The sequence below is a fragment of the Lentzea fradiae genome, from assembly GCF_900100955.1.
GTDB lineage: Bacteria > Actinomycetota > Actinomycetes > Mycobacteriales > Pseudonocardiaceae > Lentzea > Lentzea fradiae.
The window spans coordinates 608,541-627,397 of the sequence record NZ_FNCC01000001.1 but is presented as its reverse complement, the minus strand read 5'-3'; the positions used below and the strand labels follow the sequence as shown (position 1 = coordinate 627,397).

At 73.5% G+C, this 18,857-nt stretch carries 11 protein-coding genes; 5 read left to right on the top strand and 6 right to left on the bottom strand.

Annotated features, from left to right (window positions below; genetic code table 11):
• The first annotated feature begins 3 nt into the window (after positions 1–3).
• Positions 4–147: a twin-arginine translocase TatA/TatE family subunit gene (locus tag BLT23_RS02910; RefSeq protein ID WP_090045233.1), complete on the top strand. Its 144-nt coding sequence runs from the start codon at positions 4–6 to the stop codon at positions 145–147.
• Positions 148–308: 161 nt separating this feature from the next.
• Here the strand turns inward: BLT23_RS02910 and BLT23_RS40500 are convergent, their stop codons facing one another.
• From BLT23_RS40500 to BLT23_RS02895, 4 genes are all read right to left on the bottom strand, one after another.
• A complete protein-coding gene (locus tag BLT23_RS40500) occupies positions 309–476 on the bottom strand; it encodes a hypothetical protein (protein ID WP_176946562.1) in 168 nt (55 codons plus the stop codon).
• 73 nt (positions 477–549) lie between these two features.
• A complete protein-coding gene (locus tag BLT23_RS02905; protein WP_218133607.1) occupies positions 550–1,926 on the bottom strand; it encodes an aminotransferase-like domain-containing protein in 1,377 nt (458 codons plus the stop codon).
• Between the two features lie 17 nt (positions 1,927–1,943).
• Complete coding sequence (locus BLT23_RS02900; protein ID WP_090045228.1) at positions 1,944–2,243, bottom strand: hypothetical protein; 300 nt, start codon at positions 2,241–2,243, stop codon at positions 1,944–1,946.
• 49 nt (positions 2,244–2,292) lie between these two features.
• Positions 2,293–5,061, bottom strand: coding sequence for a helix-turn-helix transcriptional regulator (locus BLT23_RS02895; RefSeq protein WP_176946561.1), 2,769 nt, complete (start codon positions 5,059–5,061; stop codon positions 2,293–2,295).
• 101 nt (positions 5,062–5,162) lie between these two features.
• On the opposite strand from BLT23_RS02895, the gene BLT23_RS39820 reads away from it, so the two are divergent.
• Complete coding sequence (locus BLT23_RS39820; RefSeq protein ID WP_143035792.1) at positions 5,163–7,094, top strand: ATP-binding protein; 1,932 nt, start codon at positions 5,163–5,165, stop codon at positions 7,092–7,094.
• Positions 7,095–7,180: 86 nt separating this feature from the next.
• A complete protein-coding gene (locus BLT23_RS02880) occupies positions 7,181–7,477 on the top strand; it encodes a DUF3040 domain-containing protein (RefSeq protein WP_176946560.1) in 297 nt (98 codons plus the stop codon).
• 206 nt (positions 7,478–7,683) lie between these two features.
• Here BLT23_RS02880 and BLT23_RS02870 read toward each other — a convergent pair whose 3' ends face one another.
• Together BLT23_RS02870 and BLT23_RS02865 are read right to left on the bottom strand one after the other, a co-directional pair.
• Complete coding sequence (locus BLT23_RS02870; protein ID WP_090045214.1) at positions 7,684–8,346, bottom strand: VldE C-terminal domain-containing protein; 663 nt, start codon at positions 8,344–8,346, stop codon at positions 7,684–7,686.
• Between the two features lie 291 nt (positions 8,347–8,637).
• The gene (locus tag BLT23_RS02865; RefSeq protein ID WP_090045730.1) at positions 8,638–9,780 is read right to left on the bottom strand and encodes a serine hydrolase domain-containing protein; all 1,143 of its coding nucleotides are present in this window, start codon (positions 9,778–9,780) and stop codon (positions 8,638–8,640) included.
• Positions 9,781–9,994: 214 nt separating this feature from the next.
• Here BLT23_RS02865 and BLT23_RS02860 point away from each other — a divergent pair, with 214 nt between their 5' ends.
• Both BLT23_RS02860 and BLT23_RS02855 read left to right on the top strand, forming a co-directional pair.
• Positions 9,995–17,260: a type I polyketide synthase gene (locus BLT23_RS02860; RefSeq protein WP_143035791.1), complete on the top strand. Its 7,266-nt coding sequence runs from the start codon at positions 9,995–9,997 to the stop codon at positions 17,258–17,260.
• Positions 17,257–18,855 carry an aldehyde dehydrogenase family protein gene (locus BLT23_RS02855; RefSeq protein WP_090045209.1) on the top strand — a complete coding sequence of 533 codons (1,599 nt, stop codon included), beginning with the start codon at positions 17,257–17,259 and terminating at the stop codon, positions 18,853–18,855. The genes BLT23_RS02860 and BLT23_RS02855 overlap by 4 nt, the downstream gene beginning before the upstream one ends.
• The last annotated feature ends 2 nt before the right edge of the window (positions 18,856–18,857 follow it).

Genomic DNA, 18,857 nt, shown 5'->3' with positions numbered 1-18,857 from the left:
GCCGTGCCACTGGGTACTACGGAGATCCTGCTGATCCTGCTGGTGGTGGTGCTGCTGTTCGGCGCCAGCCGACTGCCGAAGCTCGCCCGGTCCCTTTCGGACGCGCGGCGGGAGCTGCGCCGCGGGGACGAGCGGGACGGGGAGTGAAGGTGTCCGGGATCTGCGGTGGTTCGCCCCGCGGGTCGCGGACGCCTTCGGGTTCGGCCGAAGGACGAGACCTGTTCCCGCCGTCGCGGGTTGCCGGCAACGGCCGGAGCCGTCCCCTTCCGAGGAAGGGAACGGCTCCGGTTTTCGGTTTCCGGCTCAGTTCACGCGCTGCCGCCGCCCTCACCGTCCGAGCCGGTGCCGGGCTTGCCCGGCATGGCCGACGTGCTGCCCGAGTCCTGCGGGCCGACTGCCCCCTGAGCCGTACCGATCACGAGTGCGAGAGCGGCCACGACCGCCGCGACCGCAACCGCCGATTCACGAATCTTCACGAGAACTCTCCCCTGTTCGTCTTCCCTGTGTCACCGCGCAAGTCGCGCGGAGTCCTGAAGCGGCCGGTGAGGGCTAAAGCCCGCACGCCCGGCCGACAACGGTGTGGTCGCTGCGCAGCACGGCGGCCAGCTCGTGCAGTGTCGTGCGCAGCGCCCGGTCCGGCAGATGTCCGTACCCGAGCACCAGCGCGTTGTCCGCCGGGCGGCCGGGCAGGTGATAGGACGCGAGCGTGGGCACCACCACGCCGCGCAGGCTCAGTTCGGCGTGCACGTGCTCGGCACGGACGTCGTCGGGCAGGTGCACCACGACGGAGCCCGGCGTGCCCGGTGTGAGGCGCGCCAAGGGTTCGAGGGTGGTTCGCACCAGGGCGTCCTTGCACTCGAACAGGCGCGCCAGGCGGCGTAGGCGACGCGTCACGTGTCCCTCTGCCAGCAGGTGGGCCATCGCGGACTGGGCCACGGCGGACGGTTGGTCGTGTCCTCGGCACGCGTCCCTCGGGGCGTCGGCGAGCAAACCGCGGTGGACCAGCACGTAGCCGACGCGCAGCGACGGTGCGAAGACGGTGCGGAAGTCGCCCACCACCACGACCCGCGGGCCGGCCAGGTGCAGCAGCCTGGGCAGTGGGGCGGCGGAGGGCACGATGTGGTCCTGCGCCACCGCCACCAGGTGGCCGTTCTCGCGGCGGGCCCAGTCCGCGAGCTGCCGCCGTCGCAGCGCGGGCAGGACCGTGCCGCGGGGGGCCGGGCCGTCGGGTGAGACCACGACGGCCGTGCAGGACGGTGGCACCACGCCGGTCCACTGGCCGTCCCTGGTCGCGGGCAGCGCCACGGCGGTGGCCCCGGCGTTCCCGACGGCCCGGCTCAGCGCGGGCGGGGCCGGGTCCTGCACGGCGACGCGCCGTCCCCCGGCTCCCAGCAGGTCGAGCACGTGCTCGATCCCCCTGGACGCGCTGGTGGTGATCAGCACCTCGTGCTCCTGCGCCACCAGGCCGCGGGTGCGGCGCAGGTGCTCCCCGATCGCCCCGCGCAGCTCCGGCAGGCCACCGGCGGGCAGGTCGCACGCCGGCGGCGGCGGGAAGCTCGCGTGCCGCCACGCCGCCCGCCACGCGGCCAGCGGGAACCCGTCGCGGGTCGCCTGGCCGGGTGTGCAGTCGATCGGCTCACCGCGTGGTGCGGCCGCGGGCGGGGTCGCGGGACGTGCCGCCGTCCGGCCGGCCACGTAGGTGCCGGAACCCCGGCGGCTCTCCAGGTAGCCGCGGGAGTAGAGGATCTCGTAGGCGGCGAGTGCGACGCCGCGTGACACGTCCAGCCGCTCGGAGAGCGTTCGCGTGGACGGCAGCCGGTGGCCGCGTGCGAGCTGGCCCCGGTCGACCGCGGCCGCCAGCTGGTCGGCCAGCTGGTCCTGCAACGGGCGCCGGGCTTCCCGGTCCAGTCCGATCGGGACCGTCAAGCTCTCCGAGTCGCGCATCATTCCCCCTGTAGTGCGAACGCCGCCCCAGCCGCGTCCACACCGACCTCCCTGGCCTCGACGATCCGTTCGAAGGGCACCCCCGCCCTGTGGAAGGTCAGCTCCAGGCGGTCCGGCGTGCCACCGCTGAAGAGGCAGAAATAGGTGTCGTCGCCCGGGATGGCCAGGCAGCAGACGAACGCCGCGGTCCCCCGGTCCGCGGCCATCACGGACGACAGCGCCGCGGCGATCTCGTCCGCGGCGGCGCCGGGCAGGTAGCACTCCACCAGGAACAGCTGCCCCGCCGGCTGCGTCGTCATGGGTCCAAGCCTGCGGCCGGGGACCCCCCTGACGAATCGGGGAGGGACCCTACAGTTGCTCGCGCGGCTCCCTCAGGAACTCGAGCCTGCTCAGCTCGCGGCGGGACCGCACGCCCGTCTTGCGGTAGATCCTGCTCAGGTGCGCCTCGACCGTCTTCGTCGTCACGTACGCCGCCGCGGCCACCTCGCGGTTGCTCAGCCCTCCCGCCACCAGCCGGGCGACGTGCAGCTCGGTCACGGTGAGGCCGTGCTCGTCGTCGCGGCGCAACCCGAGCCTGCCCAGCTCGGTGTCGGCCTCCTCCACCCAGCGGGGCGCGCCCAGCCTGTCGAACTCCTGCCGGGCGGCCAGCAGCACCTCCCGCGCGGCCAGCTTCTCCTTGCACCGCCGCAGCACCCGGCCCCGCACCAGGCCGGTGCGGGCCTGGTCGAAGGGCATCGGCAGGTCCGGTGCGCGGTCCAGGGCCGCCTGCGCGCCCGCCAGGTCGCCGCGCGCCATCCGCACCAGCGCGGCCGACCGGGCGGCCACGGCGGTGATCCAGGGCCGCGGCGCGCGGTCGCGGCGCAGCTCCAGCTCCGCCAGCAGCTCCTCGGCCTCGGCGACCAGGCCCAGCTCGGTGGTCACCTCGATCAGGTCGCCGTAGAGGGAGCTGCCGGGGAAGTCGCCCATCCCCACCGCCGCGCAGACCTCCAGCGCGGCCGTCAGGTGCGTCCTGGCCGCCGCGGGCTCGCGCCGGGACAGCTCGGTGAAGCCCAGCACGCCCCTCAGGTGCACGGTGACCCACGAGTCGTCCAGGCCGGTGGCGATGCGCAGCCCCTCCACCGCCGTCTCCCAGGCCGCGTCGTGGTCGCCGCGGTGGGCTTCGACGAGGGCGCGGGTGTAGAGGGCGTAAGCGGTCCACGGCGGCTGCCCGGTCTGCTCGGCGGCGTCGACGGCTTCCGCGGCCTCCCGGGCGGCCAGGTCCCAGTCGCCGAGCCAGACGTCCAGCTCCGCCAGCTGGACCAGCTCGTGCACGGCGTTGGCCTCCTCGCCGCGGTCGAGCGCGGCGCGGTGCGAGCGCGTGAACTCCTGCCGCCCGCGCACCGGGTCGAGGTACTTGGCCATCACCCGCAGCAGGCTGCGGGTCGTCCGCGCGTCGCGGGACTGCCGGCTCGGCGAGACCAGTTCCCCGGCCCGCCGCAGGTCGTCGGCGTGCAGGCCGTCACCGGCGAGCATCCGGTAGTAGGCGCTGCTGACCAGGGTGCACGCCACCATGTCGTCGGGTGCCGTGCTCTCGTGACCGGTGATCTCGTCGAGCGCCTGGCGCGTGTTGCGGTAGCGCTCGGCCGTGTCGTTCTGGCAGAACAACGACCGGCGCAGGTAGATCGTGGCGCGCAGCACCGGGTCGGCACCGGCGCAGGCCAGCGCCTCGTCGCTGAGCGCGGTGGCCTCGACGGGGCCGCCCCCGAAGAACACGACGATCGCCAGCTCCAGCAACGCCTCCGCGCGTTCCGGCCCGGCGGGCACCCCGGCCACCGCCGTCTCGAACAGCTCCCTGGCCCGCCGCGCGTCCCCCGCCGAGAACAGGCACTGCGCGGCCGGGACGAGCAGCGCCGCCCTGCGCACCGGGTCGGTGACGTGGCCCGCCGCCAGCTCCCACATCCGGGCGGCGTTCTCCAGCGCACCGCGCTGCCGGGCGAGGTGCGCCGCCTCGTCCAGCGCCACGGCCACCTCGGGGGCCGGGCCGCCCGCGCCGAACGCCAGGTGCAGCGCGCGGGTCTCGGGATCGTCCAGCACGGCGGCCAGGCGCCGGTGCACCCGCAGGCGGCGCGTGCTCGGCGCGGCCGAGTAGACCGCGGAACGCAGCAACGGGTGGGTGAAGCGCACGGCTCCCGCCAGCACCTCCACCACGCCGTGGTCCTCCGCGTCGGCCAGCGCCTCGTGGACCTCCTCCGCGTCGCCCAGCACCGCGGCCAGCACGTCGACGGTGGGCTGCGCCAGCGCCGAGGCGTGGAGCAGGACGTCCCGGCTGCGCGGTGGAAGCGCGACCACCCGGTTCGCGAGCAGCTCGCTCAACGCGCGGGGGGCCGGCAGTGGCAGCCCCGGTGCGCCGCCGTCGCGGTCCAGCACCCCGGCGAGCTCCAGCGCGTAGAACGGGTTGCCACCGCAGGCCCGCTGCAACCGGACCAGCGCGGGACGCGGCAGCGGTGACCCGACCGCCGAGCGCACGAGCCGGTGCAGGGCGCCGATGCTCAGCCCGGTCAGGCGCAGGTGCACCAGGTGGTCCTGCCCGGACAGCCCCGGCGGCACGTGGCCGCCGGTCTCGTCGCGGACGGACATCACGACCGCCACCCGTTCGCCGGAAAGCCTGCGCGCCACGTACTCCAGCACCCGGCCGCTGGACTCGTCCAGCCACTGCGCGTCGTCCACGGCGAGCACGAGCGGCGCGTCCGCGGCCAGCGAGCGGACGACGTTGAGCGTCGCCAGGCACACCGCACGCGGGTCTCCGGCGCCGTCGTCGGCCTGGCGGCGCAGCAACGCCACCTCCAGCGCTGTGCGCTGCGGTCCCGGCAGGAGCGCGAAGGCGCGGTCGGGCACGCGGTCGAACAGGTCGACCAGGCCGCCGAAGGCCAGCTGCGCCTCCGACTCGACCGGGCGGCACGACAGGACCGTGAAGCCGCGCGCGGCGGCGTCGTCCAGCACCTGTTCCCACAGCACGCTCTTGCCGATGCCCGCCTCACCCGACAACAGCAACCGGGCCGTGCACTCCTGCGCCCGTGCGAGGACCTCAGCCGCCGCAACGAGTTCACGCTCACGCCCGATCAGTTGCGAACCGGCCACGTTCCCCCTTCCCCCGGCCCGAACGGTAATGCGCGACCACGCGCTCCGCGCGGGATTTCCACCATCGGCCCGGCAGTCCACGCCGCGGAGAATCCGCTGGTTTGCGGTACAACGAACAGGTGCACAACGAGGTGAGCGGAGACGTCCACGGCGCCGTGGTGCAGGTGCGGGACGTGTACCTGCACTCTCAGGAACCGCTCGCCCTCGACGGACTGCCACCTGTCGCCGCCGAGTTCACCGGCCGTTCCACGGACCTCGCCGCAGTCGGCACGGCGCTGGAAAGCCCGCAACCGGTCGCCGTGCTCACGGGGCTCGCCGGTGTCGGCAAGACGACGCTGGCGGTCAAGGCCGCCCACGACGCCATCAGACGGTTTCCCGGCGGTGTGCTGTTCGTCGACCTCCAGGGCTACGGCTCCCGCGTCGACGCGCAGGCCGCGCTGGCCACGTTCCTCGGCGCGCTGGGAGTGCCGCGGGTGCCGGACTCGCAGCAGGAACGGGAAGTCCTGTACCGGTCGCGGCTCGCGAAGCGCGAACCGATGCTGCTGGTGCTGGACAACGCGTCGTCGTCCGACCAGGTCCGGCCGCTGCTGCCCGCGGGAAACCGGCACCGCGTGCTCGTGACGAGCAGGCACACGCTCGCAGACCTGCAAGGCGCGCGGCGCGTGGAGATCGACGTGCTGCCCGCCGACGACGCGGTGGAGATGCTCGCGAACCTGTTGCGCGCCACCGATCCCGCCGACACCCGCGTCACCGACGCCCCGGAGCCCGCGCACGAGGTCGCCGAGCTGTGCGGACGGTTGCCGCTCGCGCTCGGCATCGTCGCCGCCCTGCTGTCCGACGATCCCGGGCTTCCGCTCACGGAGCTCGTCGTGCTGCTGCGGGAGGCACGACTGGCCGAGCTGAGCTACGACGACCTCGCCGTCCGTGCGGCGTTCGACCTCTCCCACGCCAGGCTCGCGGCCGGGGAACGGCGGCTGTTCCGGTTGCTGTCGCTCCACCCCGGCCCCCGCATCAGCGTCCAGGCCGCCACGGCACTGGCCGGACTGTCACCGCAGGAGACGCGGAAGCTGTTGCAAGACCTCCGGCGCGCGCACATGATCGAGAACGGCGGGGCGCCCGGCTGGTTCCGCTTCCACGACCTGCTGCGGCTGTACGCGTCGGAGCACTGCGAAGCCGAGGCGGAGGACGTGCGCGACGCCGCCCTCACCCGCTTGGTCGACCACTACGTCGCGGCGACGGAGCAAGCCTCGCGACAGCACCCCCGCGGCGAGGCGCGCAAGCGTGCCCACGACTGGTTGCGAACCGAACGCGCCGCCATCGTCGCCATCATCGCGCTCGCACACCGGACCGGCCGTCACGAGCAGGTGCTGCGCCTGACGTCGTCCCTGGACACGTTCCTGCACTTCTTCTTCAGCCGCAGCACGTCGGCGGAGGGGTTCGGCATCCACGAGATGGCCTTGGACGCCGCAGTGAGCCTGGGCGACCGGAAGGCCGAGGTCCAGGCTCTGCTCGGACTGGGCCGTCTGCACCGCGAGGTCGGCCACGACGAGGAGGCCCGCATCCGGTTGAAAGCGGCTGCCTCGCTCAGCCGCGAACTCGGCGACGACGAGAGCCTCGGCACGGCGTTGCACAACCTCGGGCTGCTTTCCTGGCGCCACAAGGACTTCGACACGGCGTGGCGGCTCTACGACGAGGCGCTGGCCCGGCACCGCGGCGCCGGATCCCGCACCGGCGAGGCCCAGGTCCTCTACAGCTTCGGTGTGCTCGCCGAAGCGGCGGGACAACAGGAAAGCGCTGCCGGGCACTTCTCGGGCTGCGTCGAGACCTCCGCGGCGATCGGCCGCCACGACCTGGTCGGACGCGCCCACAAGCACCTCGCGTTGATCGCGTACGACGGCGACCGGCAGGACGAGGTGCAGCACCACCTGCACGCCGCCGAGGCCGCCTTCCTCGAAGGCGGGCACGAACGGAAGGCGAAGCAGTTGTGGCGCCAGTTCCGGAGCGCCAGCCGCGGCAAGCGCTCGCGCGGTTGACGCGTTCTCCCCGGCAGAACAAATGCGGCCCGTGGTGCGACATGTGCGGGGTGCCGTGCGTTGTCTGTGGAGGAGGTGGTGGTCGAGTGGGACTTCCCGAGAACGAGATGCGCCAGTTGCAGGAGATCGAGGACCAGCTGGCAGAGGAGGACCCGGCGTTCGTCGCCCGGCTGACGCGCACGCCCCCGCCGCACCAGCGGTTGTCGCGCAAGGCCATGTCCGTGGTGCTGCTGCTGTCGGCCTACACGGTGGGGCTGTCGACGCTGGCGGGAGGTGCCTCGGTCGGGTCCGTCGTGCTCATCGTGCTGGGAGCCCTCATCACGGCGGCGTTCCCGGTGCTGGTGGCGTTCAGGGCGTGGCGCGACCTGCGCGGAAGACCGTGACGGGAGCCGTGGACGTGACGTGCGTCCGAGTGCCCGCCGCGCGGGTGGACGCCGACCGGACGGACGACGTCGCGACCGGCATCTACGTGGACGAACACGAGCGACCCGTGAAAGCGCTCACGACGCCATGGCCCGCGAGCGCCTGTGGTCCGTCACCCGGGCAGCCGCCGTGGGCCTGGTGAGGGCACCCGCTCGGCCGGGACCGGTCAGCAGGTGACGTTGACGGTCGCGTTCGCCGCGAACGACACGTGCACGTGGTCCATGTGGTTGGCCGTGGGGGTGCCCCGGTCCTCCATCGCCGACCAGCCGCTGCCGTCGTTGTAGCGCTGGAGCCAGATCACGTAGGTGACGCCGTACGCCTTGCGGTTGGCCAGCACGTGCTCGGCCAGTGCGTTGCCGGTGGCCGTGTCGACCATGAAGTCGAGCGCCAGGCCGGTCGGGTGGTCGCCCGAGCCGCCGCGGCCGGTCGCGCCGCCGATGTCGTCGACGCCGAACTTGCCGGCGAGGTGGTGGCCGACCTGCGCCACGTGCGGCTTCACGCCCGCCAGCGTGGTCGGGCAGGGCGGCGGGGGCGGAGGCGGTGGCGGCGTGGTGGTCTCGACGGTCGTCGTGGTCACCGGCGGTTCCGTCGTGGTCGTCGGAGTCTCCGAGGACGACGGCGCCGTGGTCGACGTCGTGACGGACGTCAGCTCCTGGCTGACCGAGGTCGACGGCGCGGTCAGAAGGGCGGCCGCTCCGGCCGGATCGACCTCCTGGTCGGTGGCGCGGACCACCCAGAAGGTCGCGACGACACCCGCGGTGAGGGTGGCGGCGACTGCGACGGGCAGCTTCCTGCTGGGGGTCTGGTTCGCTCTATGTCGGCCCGACATTCGGGAACACCTTGCGTTGGGGACGGGGCATGATCACACGGCGGGCCACATTACGAAACGAACACGAGGATGTCACAGACCAGTGTTCATGCTCACATCTCCCCTGGTGAACACGTCGCTACAGAAGGTGACAGATTCCTGTGTTTCACGACATAGAAGGGGTTGCGATACGCGTCGAGAAATTCTTCTGCCCATATCCATCCGCACTGAAATCATTTCCAGTGCGGATGGCGGCTGCACGAGCGGACGATTTTTCCGCGACCTGTCGGAAGCGAGCGGGAAATCGCCTGGTCAGGCGTCGTGGCCGAGTGCGTCGTAGATGGCCTTGACGTACGTGCCGCTCCGGTCGGAGCCGATGATGCCGGGAGCCATCCTGTTCATCACGTACGCGATGGTCAGGCGCCGCTCCAGGTCCGCGATGACCACCGACCCGCCCCAGCCACCCCAGAAGCAGACCTTCCCGGCGGGAACCCAGTCGAGGGTGCCGGGGAGGCCGTAGCCGACGCCCCAGCGCAGCGGGATGCCGAGACCGAGGTCGACGCCGTTCGCCTGCTCGTCGAAGATCAGGTCGATCGTGGCGGGACCGAGCAGGCGGACGCCGTCGACCTCACCACCGCGCGCGAGGACGGACAGCACGCGTGCGACGGAACGGGCGTTGCCGTGGCCGTTCGCCGCGCCGATGTCCGCACGGCGCCAGTCGGGGCTGTTGGCGTCCTCGGCCTTGATGACGGGGCCGGTCAGGCTCCTGACGACCACGCTGTCCGCGGGCAGCGCGGCGAAGTCGAACGGCACCGGGGGCGGCGGGACCACGTCCGCGATCCGGTCCCAGTCCCGCTCGGCGGCGCCGATCTGGAAGTCGGCGCCCAGCGGCCCGGCGATCTCCTCGGCGACGAACCGCTTGAGCGGCTTGCCGCTCACCCTGCGGACGACCTCGCCGACCAGGTGGCCGTAGTTCGACGCGTGGTAGCCGGAGGCGGTCCCCGGCGTCCACCACGGGGCCTGCGCGGCCAGCCTGGCGGTGGCCTCGTCCCAGTCGTAGAGGTCCCGCAGCAGGACGGGCTGGTCGAACCCGGCGACGCCGGAGGTGTGCGACAGCAGGTGGCGCACCTCGACGTCCTGCTTGCCCGCCGCGGCGAACTCCGGCCAGTACTTCGCGACCGGCGCGCGGAGGTCGAGCTCGCCGCGGTCGACGAGCATCAGCGCCGCCAGGCTGGTGACGGTCTTCGTCGTCGACCACACGTTGGTGATCGTGTGCTCGTCCCACGGGGTGGTGCGGGCCTGGTCGCGGAAGCCGCCCCAGAGGTCGACGACGACCTCGCCGTCGATGTCGAGGACCAGCGACGCGCCCAGTTCCTCGCCGGAGGCCACGTTCTGTTCGAGAGCGGACCGCACGGAGTCGAATCGGGCGTCGTTGCTGCCCCGGATCTCGGTCATGATCACCACACTAGGTCCGGATTCGCCGCAGGGGCCGGAAAAGTGCGAAGTGAGACGCACTTCGGGGCGCCCCGGTACGACGGAAACCCGGCGAGCCCCCGCTCCAGCCGTTCGGGTGGTGATCAACGCCTGGATGTCACCTGGTGGAGTGGAGGTTCGGGTGAACCCCCGCTTCGGGACGGGTCGTGCACCGCGGCGGCGACATCATGGCCGGATGTCTGACAAGATCGCGATCGTCGGTGTGGCCTGCCGCTTCCCCGGTGGCGTCGCCGACCTGGACGGCCTGTGGGCCCTGCTGTCCGACGGGCGCGAGGTGGTCGGCCCGCCGCCACCGGAGCGGTTCGACCTCGACCGGTTCCACGACACCAACCAGCTGCGCCCCGGCCGGTCCTACACGTTCGCCGGCGGCTACCTCGACGACGTCGCCGGGTTCGACGCGGACTTCTTCGGCATCAGCCCCCGCGAGGCGCTGAGCATCGACCCGCAGCAGAGGCTGCTGCTGGAGCTGGGGATCGAGGCGCTCGACGACGCCGGCATCGCCCCCGCGTCGCTGCGGGGCTCCGACAGCGCGGTGTTCGTCGGCGCGTCCGTCATGGACTACGCGGGCCAGCTGATGGCGGCGCCGGAGATGATCGGCCCGTACACCAACTCCGGCTCTGCGCTGTCCAACACGGCGAACCGGCTGTCCTACCAGCTCGACCTGCACGGCCCGAGCCTGAAGGTGGACACGGCGTGCGCCTCCGCGCTCAACGCCGTGCACCTGGCCTGCGAGCACCTGCGCAACGGCGGCAGCGGGGTCGCCTTCGCCGCCGGGGTGAACCTGCTGTTCAACCCCATGACGTTCATCGGGTTCGCCAAGGCGGGGTTCCTGTCGCCGACCGGGCGCTGCCGCCCGTTCTCGGCGGAGTCCGACGGGTACGTGCGCGCGGAGGGCGCCGGGGTGCTGGTGCTCAAGCGGCTGGCGGACGCGCAGGCCGACGGCGACCGGGTGCACGCGGTCGTCGAGGGCTCCGGCACCAACAGCGACGGACACACCGCGGGACTGGTGCTGCCCAGCGCGCAGGCCCAGGAAAGCCTGCTGCGCCAGGTGTACGAGCGGTTCGGCCTGGACCCGGACGAGCTCGTCTACCTGGAGGCGCACGGCACCGGGACGCCGATCGGCGACCCGGCGGAGTGCCGGGCCATCGGCACCGCGCTGGGGGTGCGGCGGTCGGGCGAGCCGCTGCCGATCGGGTCCGTCAAGGGCAACCTGGGGCACCTCGAACCTGCCTCCGGCATGGCGGGCCTGTGCAAGGCGCTGCTGGTGCTGCGGCACCGGCAGATCCCGCCGACGCCGCACGCGAGCCCGCGCAACGCGGACATCGACTTCGACGGACTGGGGCTGACCACCGTCGACCGGCTGCGGCCCGCCGGTGACGGCACCCTCGCCGGTGTCAGCTCCTTCGGGTTCGGCGGCACGAACGTGCACGTGGTCCTCGGAGCGCCACCGGAGACGCCACCGGTTCCGCGCAGGGGCGAGAAGGTGGTGCCGGTCGTGGTGTCCGGGCACACCGAGGCCGCCTTGGCCGCCGCCTTGTCCACAATGGACGAACGACTGGCGGACTGCCGCGACTTCCCGGACCTGGCCTACACGACCTGGCGGCGCGGCAAGCACGCCCTCCGGCGAGTGGTGCTGGCGAGCACGGCGGAGGAGGCACGCCGGCGGCTGGCCGAGCCGGGCGCTGCTCAGCGCGCGACCGAGCACGGCAAGGTGGCGTTCGCCTTCTCCGGGCACGGCGCGACCTGGCAGGGCATGGCGGCGGGGCTGCTCGGCGACCCCGTGTTCGCCGGGGTGGTCGCCGAGACCGACGCCCTGCTGGAACCGCTGGTGGGCTGGCGGGTCGCCGACGAGCTGCGGGCCGCCGAGTCGCGCCTGGGCGACACGAGGGTGGTGCAACCGGTCCTGTTCGCGGTGCAGATCGGCGTCGCCGCGGTGCTGGCGGCACAGGGCCTGCGGCCCCAGGCGGTGTACGGGCACAGCGTCGGTGAGATCGCCGCGGCGTTCGTCGCCGGGATCTACGACCTGCCGCAGGCCGTCGAGCTCGTGGTGGCCCGCAGCCGGGCGCAGGCGGAGACCGCGGGCACCGGCGGCATGGCCGCGGTCAACCTCTCGCAGGAGGAGACCGGGGAGCTGCTCGCGCGGTACGACGGGCGCGTCGAGATCGCCGGGGTCAACAGCCCCGCCGACGTCACGGTCGCCGGTCCGCGCGAGGACCTGCGCGACCTGGCCGACCGGCTCGGCGAGCGCGAGGTGTTCTGCCGCCCGCTCGACCTCGACTACCCGTTCCACAGCGCGGCGATGGACCCGTTGCGGACCGGCGTGCTGGAGGCGCTGGCCGACCTGGCGCCGAAACCGCCCACCACCGAGTTCGTCTCCACGGTCTCCGGCGGGCCGCTGCCGACCGGCCGGATGGACGCGCGGTACTGGTGGCGCAACATCCGCGAACCCGTCCTGTTCGCCCAAGCCACCGGGCACCTGCTGGCCGCGGGGTTCGACACGTTCGTCGAGATCGGCCCGCGCCCGGTGCTGCAGACCTACCTCAAGCGGTCGGCGGGGGACGGCGTCGTCGCCGTGCTGCCGACCCTGACGATGGCCGAGCCGGGACCGGTGGCCCTGCGGACGGCGGTCGAGGCGGCGCTGGCCGCCGGTGCGGACGTCCCGGAGGAGCACCACTTCCCGCGGCGGGGCAGGGTCGTGCCGCTCCCCCGCTACCCGTGGCAGCGCGAGCGGTTCTTCGTCGGCGACAAGTACAAGTGGAGCCGCTCCGGGAGCGCGCCCGACCACGTGCTGCTCGGCGACCGGGCGGCGGTGTCCGACCCGACCTGGCAGTCCACCGTGGACCCGGCGCGGCTGCCGTGGCTGCGGGGCCACCGGGCGGGCGGTGCCGCCATCATGCCCGCCGCCGGGTACCTGGAGATGGGCTGGGCGGCGGGACAGCTCGTGCTGGACGGACCGGCCGAGGTGTGCGAGCTGCACATCACCAGGCCGATGGTCGAACCGGACGACGACGTGGCGCTGCCGGCGCTGCAGGTGTCACTGTCCGAAGAGGACGGTGTGTTCCGGGTGGCCACCAGGAACAGCGACAACCGCCACTGGCAGACCCACGCGCGCGGCCGGGTGCGCCGCCGGGTGGACGCCGCACCGCCGCCGCTCGACCTGGCGGCGATGCGGGCCCGCTTCGCCGAACGCGGCAGGCACGTCGACAGGGCGGCGCACTACGCCGACGCCGAACGGCTCGGCCTGGGCTACGGCTCCGAGTTCCTGGTGCTCTCCCGGCTGTGGGTCGACGGCATGGAGGTGCTGGCCGACTACGACTGCTCGCACCTGGACCTGTCCGGGTTCCACGCGCACCCGGCCTGGACCGACGCGGCCCCGCAGGCCGCGGTGCAGCTCGGCAGGATGCTGCGCGGCGTGGTCACCGCGGACGACTCGTACCTGCCGGTGGCGGTCGGCTCCGCGCGGCTGTGGGGTGCCCCGGCGGTCACGGGCGCCGTGCACTTCCGCTGCCGGGCCATCTCCGGCACCTCCGCCACGGCCGACATCACGATGACCGACGAGTCGGGCGCGGTCCTGCTGGAGCTGCTCGACTGCCGGTTCCTGCGGGTGGACCTGCCGGGCAAGCGCGGGGTCCGCCGCCAGGCCACCGCGCTGCGCGCCGCTCCGCGCGGACCGGCGCCGGCCGCTGCGGTGAGCTGCCCGCTGCCGGTCACGGAGGAACGGCTCGACCCCGCTTACGAGGAGTTCCACCGCAGGCGGCTGGCGATGGTCACCTCGTTCACCCTGCGCGCGTTCCGGACGCTGCTCGACGGGGCCGAGGTCTTCTTCACCGACGACCTGCTCGCCGCCGGGGTGCGCCCCGGCCTCACCCGGCTGCTCGCCGCGCTGACCGGTCTCGCCGCCGACCAGGGGCGGCTGGAGTGGCTGGGCGAGTTCCAGGGCAGGACGCGGTGGCGGATGCTCCCCTGTCCCGAGCCGGAGTTCGAGCGGCTGGTCGCCGACTTCCCCGAGCACGCCCCCGAGCTCACCCTCACCGGCCGGGCCGGCCTGCACCTGGCCGAGCTGCTGCGGGGCGAGCGCGACGTCGTGGACCTGCTGCACCCCACCCACGGCAGCGACACCCTGGCCCACCACCAGGAGCTGTCACCGACGCTGCGCCCGTACCACCGGGCCGCGGCGGAGGTCGTGCGCGCGCTGGCCGAGGCGTGGCCGTCCGACCGGCCGTTGCGGGTGCTGGAGGTCGGGGGCGGGACGGGGGCGCTGACCGCCGCGCTGCTGCCTCTCCTGCCACCGGACCGCACGCACTACACGTTCACCGACGTCTCGCAGACCGCCGTCACCGCGGCCGCCGCCCGGTTCGGCCGCTACGACTTCGTCGAGTACCGGGAGCTGGACCTGAACCGGCCGGAGGTGGAGCCCGGCACGGCCGACCTGGTGGTGGCGGGCACCGCGCTGCACGCGGCCGGGGACGTACGGGCGGCGGTGGCCGCGCTGGCGGAGGCGCTGACCGACCACGGCCGGCTGCTGCTGGTGGAGGCGCACGACCCGCTCGCCCTGGCCCTGCCGTTCGGCCTGCTGCCCGGCTTCTGGCCGGCGACCGACCCCGGCCTGCGCCCGGACTCGCCGCTGCTGTCCCCGGCGCGGTGGCGGGAAGTGCTGGCGTCACAAGGGTTCGCGGCTTCCACGACGGTGCTGGACGACGGTCCGTACTCGGTGACCGTGGCCGAACGGGCTCCGCGTCCCACGGCGTTGCCCACTCCGCTGCCCGTTCCGCAGTGCGGGCGCGTGGTGGTCGTGCCGGAGGACGGCACCGAGGCCGAGCTGGCCGACGCGCTCGTCGCACGGCTGACCGAGTGCGGCGCGGACGCGGCCGGGTGGGCGTGCGAGGTCGCGGAGGCCGCAGGGTTCGACGGGACCACGACCGACGTGGTCGTGGTGCTCGCGGCGAACGACACGCGTCCCGCCTCCGCCGTCGAGGCCACCTCCCGCCGGTTCGACCTGGTCCGCGCGCTCGCGGTCAGCGCGGGTGCGCTGCCCGCCGCGGCGGACGCCCGGCTGTGGCTGGTCGGCAGGCCGTCCGGGGCGCACCCGGCGCCCGAGGCCGCGACCGACCCCGTCGACGCCGCCCTGTGGGGCGCCACGCGCACTCTCGCCGCCGAGCACAACACCCTGGGCGTCCGCCGGATCTCGCTGGACCGCGCCGCCCCGCTCGACGGCCTCGTCCGCGAGCTGCTGGACCCGTCCGCCGAGGACGAGGTGGTGCTCACCGCGCAGGGCCGGTTCGTGCCCCGGCTGCTGGACCTGCCCCCCGCCCCCGCCGGGGACCCGGCCACGCCGTACCGGCTCGTCGTGCGCGACCCCGGCCCCGCCTTCCGGCTGGCGTGGGTGTCCGCGGAGATGCCGGAACCCGGGCGGGAGGAGGTGCTCGTCGAGGTCCACACCGCCGGGCTGAACTACCGCGACGGGCTGATCGCGATCGGCATGCTGCCGGACTGGGTGATGGCGAACGGGATGGGCGGGACCCGGCTCGGCGGCGAGTGCACCGGGACGGTCGTCGCCACCGGTCCCGGCGTGACCAGGTTCCGGCCGGGCGACCAGGTGTGCGGGTTCATGGCGGGCGCGCTCGCCTCGCACGTCGTGTCGAACCAGAACCTGGTCGGGCCCGTGCCGCCGGGGTGCGACATGGTCTCCGGCAGCGGCGCCCCCACCGCGTTCCTCACCGCCCAGTACGGCCTGGGCCACCTCGCCCAGCTCCGCGCGGGCGAGGTCGTGCTGGTCCACGGGGCCGCGGGCGGTGTCGGGCTGGCCGCCATCCAGGTCGCCCGCCTGCGCGGCGCGACGGTGGTCGCCACCGCGGGCACCGAGGAGAAGCGGGACTTCCTGCGGCTGCTGGGCGTCGAGCACGTCTTCGACTCCCGCAGCCCGGCCTTCGCGCCGGACGTGCTGGCGGTCACCGGCGGGCAGGGCGTCGACGTGGTGCTCAACTCGCTGGGCGGCGAGTTCATCAGCCGCAGCCTGGAGCTGCTGCGGCTGGGCGGGCGGTTCGTCGAGCTCGGCAAACGCGACCTCTACGGCGACCGCAACGTCTCGCTCCGCCTGTTCCGGAACAACATCAGCTACTTCGCCGTGGACATCGACCAGCTGGGCAGGCACCGGCTCGACGCGCTCGCGCCCCAGCAGGACCGGATCCTCGACCAGGTCAGGTCCGGCGGCTGCTGGCCGGTGCCGTACCGGGTCTTCCCGAGCACGCGGGTGACCGACGCGTTCCGGTCCATCCAGCACTCCCGGCACATCGGCAAGCTGGTCATCTCCCTCGACCGGCGCCCGCCCGTCGAGGACTCCACGCCTCCCGCCGTCACCCTCGACCCGGCGGGCACCTACCTGGTCACCGGCGGCGCCGGTGGTTTCGGCGCGGAGACGACCCGCTGGCTGGCCAGTCGCGGGGCACGGCACGTCGCCCTGGTCAACCGGCGCGGCCTGGCCGTGCCCGGCGCCGAGGACCTCGTCACCGAGCTGACCGCGCGGGGCGTCACGGTGTCGGTGCACGCCGCCGACGTCACCGACGAGACCGCGATGCGCGAGCTGGTCGGGGCCATCGACGGCACCGGGGCACCGCTGCGCGGGGTGGTGCACGCGGCGATGGTGCTCGACGACGTGATGACCACCGACCTGACCACCGAGCGGTTCAAGGCTGTGCTCGCCCCGAAGATGGCGGGCGCTCTGGTGCTGGACCGGGTGACCGAGAGCCACGACCTCGACCTGTTCCTGATGTTCTCCTCGGCGGCGGCTGTGTTCGGCAACGCGGGGCAGGCCGCCTACTGCGCGGCGAACCTGTTCCTGGAGGCGCTGGCGAGGGCGCGGCGGGCCCGTGGGCTGACCGGGCAGACGATCGTCTGGGGCGCGCTGGACGAGGTGGGCTACGTGGCCCGCAACGAGGCCACCGCGAGGACCGTCACCAGGGCGGGCATGGGACTGCTGCCGCTGCACGAGGTCCGCAGGGCGCTGGACGAGCTGGTCGGCGAGCGCGCTGCGGCGGTCTCGCTGGTGTGGAGCCGCGACACGGAGCTGGTGCGCAGGCTCTACGCCCACCTGACGACGCCGCGCCTGGGTGAGCTCGCCGGCGGGGAGCAGACCGGGGACGACGAGTACGACGACCTGCTCGACCGGCTGCGGGAAGCCTCGCAGGAGGAGGCGGCCGTGCTGATCGCCGACGCCGTCGTGAGCACGCTCGCCCAGGTGCTCGGCGTCCACCCGGACCGCATCGACCGCAACCGGCCGCTGGACCAGCTCGGCGTGGACTCGCTGATGAGCGCCGAGCTGATCACCAAGATGCGGCGCCGGTTCAACAGGGACATCCCGCTGATGCGCGTGGTCGCGAGCAGCGGCATCGACGACCTGGCCAGGTCGCTGGCCACCTACTTCAAGACCGAGGAAAACCGATGACCCAGACCGCTGTCCGCCACTTCCCCCTCTACGTCGGGGGTGAGCGCATCGACACCGACGAGCGGGCCTACGGCATGAGCGTGCGCACCGTCCTGGACCCGGTGGGCGCCGAGACGGCGAGGCTGTCCCGTCTGCTGCGCGAGGGCAGTGAGGAGGAGCTGCACGCCCACCCGTACGTGCTGTGCTCGGTCGCGTTGGCCACCCCGGAGCTGGGGAATGCCGCTCTGCGGGCTGCGGCGGACGCGGTGCCGCTGTTGCAGGCCATGACACTGGAGGACCGGCTCGGCTGCTCCGAGGACCTGTACTCGGGGTTCCTGGCGCACCGCGAGGAGCTGGCCCGCATCCTGCGCATGGAGGGCTGCCCGCGGCGGCTGGCTGAGGCGCAGCTCGACGTGCTGGAGCACCTGTACCGGCCGGACGGCCTCGAGCACGCCCGGTCGCAGCTGCACCAGGAGATCACGACGGACCGGCACCGGATCGTGCTGCAACGCCAGCCCGACGGGGTCGTCTGCGTCGCCCCTGCCGCCAACACGCCGTTGCTCGGCCTGGCCGCCCTGCTCGTGGTGTCCACGGGCAACGCCGTGGTGATCCGCGTGCCGCGCAGCTGCGCCACCTCGCTGAGCTACGCGCTGCACGAGATCATCATCCCGGCGCTGGAGAAGCGGAACGCCCCGCCGGGAACGCTCAACGTGGTGTGCGCCGACTTCGAGGTCACGCTGCGGCAGTGGGTGGAAAGCCCGCTGGTCGACACCGTCTACTACTTCGGCTCCAGCGAGCACGGTCTCGCGTTGGAACGCCAGTGCGTCGAACGCGGCAAGAGGGCGATCCTGGAGCTGTCCGGCAACGACGGCGTGCTGGTGTGGCGGGACGCCGACCTCGGCTACGCCACCGCGGCGCTGACCGAGGCGTTCTACGCCTCCGGCCAGCTGTGCTTCAGCCCGAAGTACGTGGTCGCCCACCCCGCCATCGCCGACGAGCTGCTCGACCGGCTCGCGGTCGCGGCCTCCGAGCTGCGCCCCGGTGACCCCGAGCTGTCGGACACCGTGCTGAGCCCCGTGCTGCGCTCCACGGCGTTCAACCGCTGCCTGAAGGACTCGCTCGCCGCGGGCGCCACGAAGATCTGCGGTGGCCGCCAGGTGGACCTGCGCGGCGAACCCGACCCGCGGGGCCTGTTCATCGAACCGACCGTGCTGCGCGTCGACGGTTTCGAACGGGCCGCCGCCGTCCCCGCCGTGCGCGACGAGACGTTCTTCCCGCTGCTGTCGGTCGTGGTGCCCGAGGACTGCCCCGACCTGCTCGACCGCGGCATCGAGTTCCTCAACGGCAACGTCTACGGCCTGCGCAACTCGCTGTGGACCGAGGACCCCGAGGTGATCCGGCGGTTCACGGCGGAGGTGCGCAACGGCGGCACGCTCAAGGTCAACGACTCACACCTGGGCCACGCCCCGTTCCTGCCCGGCCTCGGCGGGACCGGGCACAGCGGCGGGACCCACGGCGAGGCCGCCTACCCGTTCCTGCGCGCCAGCCGCCTCCAGGTCGTCGCCATCGCGACCACGAGGACCGACCCGAGGGAGACGACGCTGGGCCCGCGCTGACC